Origin of the sequence: Mesorhizobium sp. M7D.F.Ca.US.004.01.2.1 (assembly GCF_003997785.1) — a bacterium.
Taxonomy (GTDB): Bacteria; Pseudomonadota; Alphaproteobacteria; order Rhizobiales; family Rhizobiaceae; genus Mesorhizobium; species Mesorhizobium loti.
This window is the reverse complement of the sequence record NZ_RZRQ01000494.1, coordinates 1-3,177: the sequence shown is the minus strand read 5'-3', so window position 1 is coordinate 3,177 and position 3,177 is coordinate 1. Positions and strand designations below refer to the sequence as shown.

Here is a 3,177-nt window from a genome sequence, read left to right as displayed (position 1 = left end):
GTCTCCGTGCATACCGGCACCATCCCGTCGAAAACGCTGCGCGAAACCGTGCTCAACCTCTCGGGCTGGCGCGAGCGCGGTTTCTACGGGCGCGGCTACCGGGTCAAGCAGGATATCTCGGTCGGCGATCTGGTCGAGCGCCTGCACAAGACGCTCGATCACGAGGTCGAGGTGTTGCAACATCAGTTCATGCGCAACACGGTCAAGAGCGCTCGCGCTGCGGTCAAATTTCTCGGCCCCAACAAGGTCAGCCTGACCACCGATACCGGCGATTACAGCGAGGTTGGTTTTGCCAATGCGCTGATCGCGGTCGGCACCAGGCCGCACCGGCCGCGCGACGTGCCTTTCGACAAGACCCGTGTCTTCGACAGCGACGAGATGCTGGAGCTCGATCGCTTGCCGCGCACGCTGACGGTGATCGGCGCCGGCGTCATCGGCGTCGAATATGCGACGATCTTTTCCGCGCTCGACGTGCCGGTAACCTTGGTCGAGCCGCGCAACTCCATCCTCGATTTCGTCGACCGCGAGATCGTCGACGATTTCATCCACCAGATGCGCGATCGTGGCATGACCATCCGGCTGGGCAGCGCGGTGAAGGAAATACGGTCCAAGCCGGACGCTGCCGAGGTGGAACTGGCCGATGGCCGCACCATTCGTTCCGAGGTCGTCCTCTACGCCGCCGGCCGCACCGGCAATGTCGGCAGCCTGGGCCTGGATGTCGTCGGCATCGACGCCGACACCAGAGGGCGTATCAAAGTCGATCCGCAATCCTTCCAGACCAGCGTCCCCAACATCTATGCCGCCGGCGATGTCATCGGCTTTCCGAGCCTGGCCTCGACTTCGATGGAGCAGGGCAGGGTGGCGGCCTGCCATGCTTTCGGCGTGCCCTTGCCGCCACCGCCGGAAACCTTTCCCTATGGCATCTACGCGGTGCCGGAAATCTCGACGGTCGGCCAGTCCGAGGAACAGGTGCGCGAGAGCGGTGCGGCCTATGAGGTCGGCGTGGCGCGTTTCCGCGAGACCTCGCGCGGCCACATCATGGGCGTCAACACCGGCTTCCTGAAGCTCTTGTTCTCGATCGAAACGCGCCGCCTGCTCGGCGCGCACATCATCGGCGAGGGCGCTACCGAGCTCATCCACATCGGCCAGGCGGTGATCAACCTCGGCGGCACTGTCGACTTCTTCGTCAACAACACCTTCAACTATCCGACGCTCGCCGAGGCCTACAAGATCGCCGGGCTGGATGCCTGGAACAGGATGGGGCGAGGGTAAATCTACCCTTCCATCTGGGCGAGCAGGGCCAGCATCACATCGGCCGAGGGCATCGGCAGAACGGCCTCAATTTCCGCCGGCCGTACGCCGGCGATCGCTGCATCGGCGCCGCCAGTGACGGTGCCGAGAGGTCCGCGAAACCCGTGCTTCGTCCAGGCGAGTTCCTGCAGCTTCGGGCTGGTCAGGGCCTCCAGCAGCCTGTCGGCGGCCGGATCGATGACGATCAGCGGATGCGCCGAATAGACGGTCGGTCTGGGGTAGAGGATTTCGGGCTTGGCGCCTATGCCGGTCTGCACCCTTTGCCAGCGTGCCGGATCGGCGAGCGCCCATTCGACCAGCTGGTTTTCATAGCCGACCACCATCGGCTCGGCGCCCAGGCCACCGGCAATGTACTGGTCGAACAGCTTTCCCGACGACGACGACTTCAGGCCCATGCTGCGGAAGATCGCCTTGGCCTCGTCACCGTGCTGGGCAAGCAGTTCCTGCGTCGCCACATCGCCGCTCATCAGGCTCAGCACCAGGCCGGCGAACATGAAGCCGGAATTGGATCGGTTGGGGTCGGTGGAGACGATGCGTGCCCGGCCGTAGAGTTCGTCTATGCCGAGGTTCGACCAGTTCTTGCCGGCCAATATGGCGTCAAGCAACGCCTTGAGGTCGAGCTGGTTGTAGCCGCCCTTGGCGGCGACCGTGACCAGCCCGCTCTTCTTCAGGCCTTCGACTACCGGTCCCCATGTGTAGACGACGATCGGCGAGTTGAGCACCACCTGGTCGTTTCGGATCGCCACGCCGCTTTTGCGTGCCAGGTCGACCATGATCGACGACGACGGCCACAGGAACTGCGGCTTCTGCGACAGAAGTGCGGATTCGCGCACCATTTCGACGGAGCCGGCGACGCGTGGATCGAGTTCCAGCCCGTAGCCGCCCAGCGCATGGACGACATCCGGATCGGCTAGGAAGGCCTGCTTCTCGCCGCCGATGAAGCCGAACAGATGCGCCTTGTTGCCGAGATAGCCACGGAACTCCGGACGGTCCTTCAGTGTCAGATAGCCACCCGTGCCGGCGGCGGCGGCACCCAGCAGACCCAGTCCGAAAGCGCGGCGCGAAATGGCCATCAGCGACCGATATCCTCTTTCAGCGACTCCTGTATGAGTCGCAGGTCAACGTCGAGCGTGCCGAGTTCACTGTCGGCCAGACTGTCGGCGTAATGCACGAAGGCGTCCTGAAGCTTGGTGATCACCGCGCCGACATTGGTCAGCCGCGCCTGGCTGGGCGCACGCCGGTTGGCCAACGCCGCGTAGCCTTCCGACACCTCGGCCGCCTGTGGCAAATAATAGGTGAGAAATCGCCGCACGGCAGGCGCACTTTCGGGCTTGGCTTCGACCCTGGTGATCACATCGGCGGCGATGTCCGACAGGTTCTTCACCTTTGCCGCCATGTCCTTGTCGGGAATGGTGCGGGCGGTTGCGGCCAGGCGGTCCGCCGCCGGCTGGGCCTGCGCCAGCAACTCGCGCGCAAACGCAACCCGGCTGCCGCCGATCGAGCTGAGGTCGAGCCCTTCGAACAGCTGACGCGGCGCCAGCACGAACACAAGCCCGGCAAAGACCAGCGCGGCGATAACCACCGACACCAGGAACGGGAAATGCGTGAGAAAACTCAAACCGATCAGCAGCACCGCCGAGACGAGGCCCGCCACGATCCAGTTCCAGTCGTTGCCGAACAAGCCACGCATCCTAGCCGCGCATCTCAGTTGTAGCCCCGGGCGGCGCGGAAGGCGCCTGCCAGATCGCCGCTGCCATCGAATACGCGCGCCGAAGTTGCCTTGGCAAGGCTGTCGAGCTGGCTCTTGTCGGCATCGCCGAAGGTGATGCCAAACACCGGCACGCGCGCCGGCGCGCTGCGCCACTG

General features: G+C 64.5%; 3 protein-coding genes. 1 reads left to right on the top strand and 2 read right to left on the bottom strand.

Features of this window, described 5'->3' with window-relative positions; translation table 11 throughout:
- The coding region (sthA, locus tag EN993_RS33620; protein WP_127266033.1) for a Si-specific NAD(P)(+) transhydrogenase at positions 1-1,272 on the top strand (1,272 nt) is incomplete at its 5' end.
- Positions 1,273-1,274: 2 nt separating this feature from the next.
- Here sthA and EN993_RS33615 read toward each other — a convergent pair.
- On the bottom strand, positions 1,275-2,384 hold the full coding sequence (locus tag EN993_RS33615) for a substrate-binding domain-containing protein (protein WP_126068769.1): 1,110 nt from the start codon (positions 2,382-2,384) through the stop codon (positions 1,275-1,277).
- Positions 2,384-3,001 (bottom strand): 5-bromo-4-chloroindolyl phosphate hydrolysis family protein, encoded by a 618-nt coding sequence (locus EN993_RS33610; RefSeq protein WP_109668563.1) that lies wholly within the window; start codon positions 2,999-3,001, stop codon positions 2,384-2,386. The genes EN993_RS33615 and EN993_RS33610 overlap by 1 nt, the downstream gene beginning before the upstream one ends.
- Positions 3,002-3,177 lie beyond the last annotated feature (176 nt).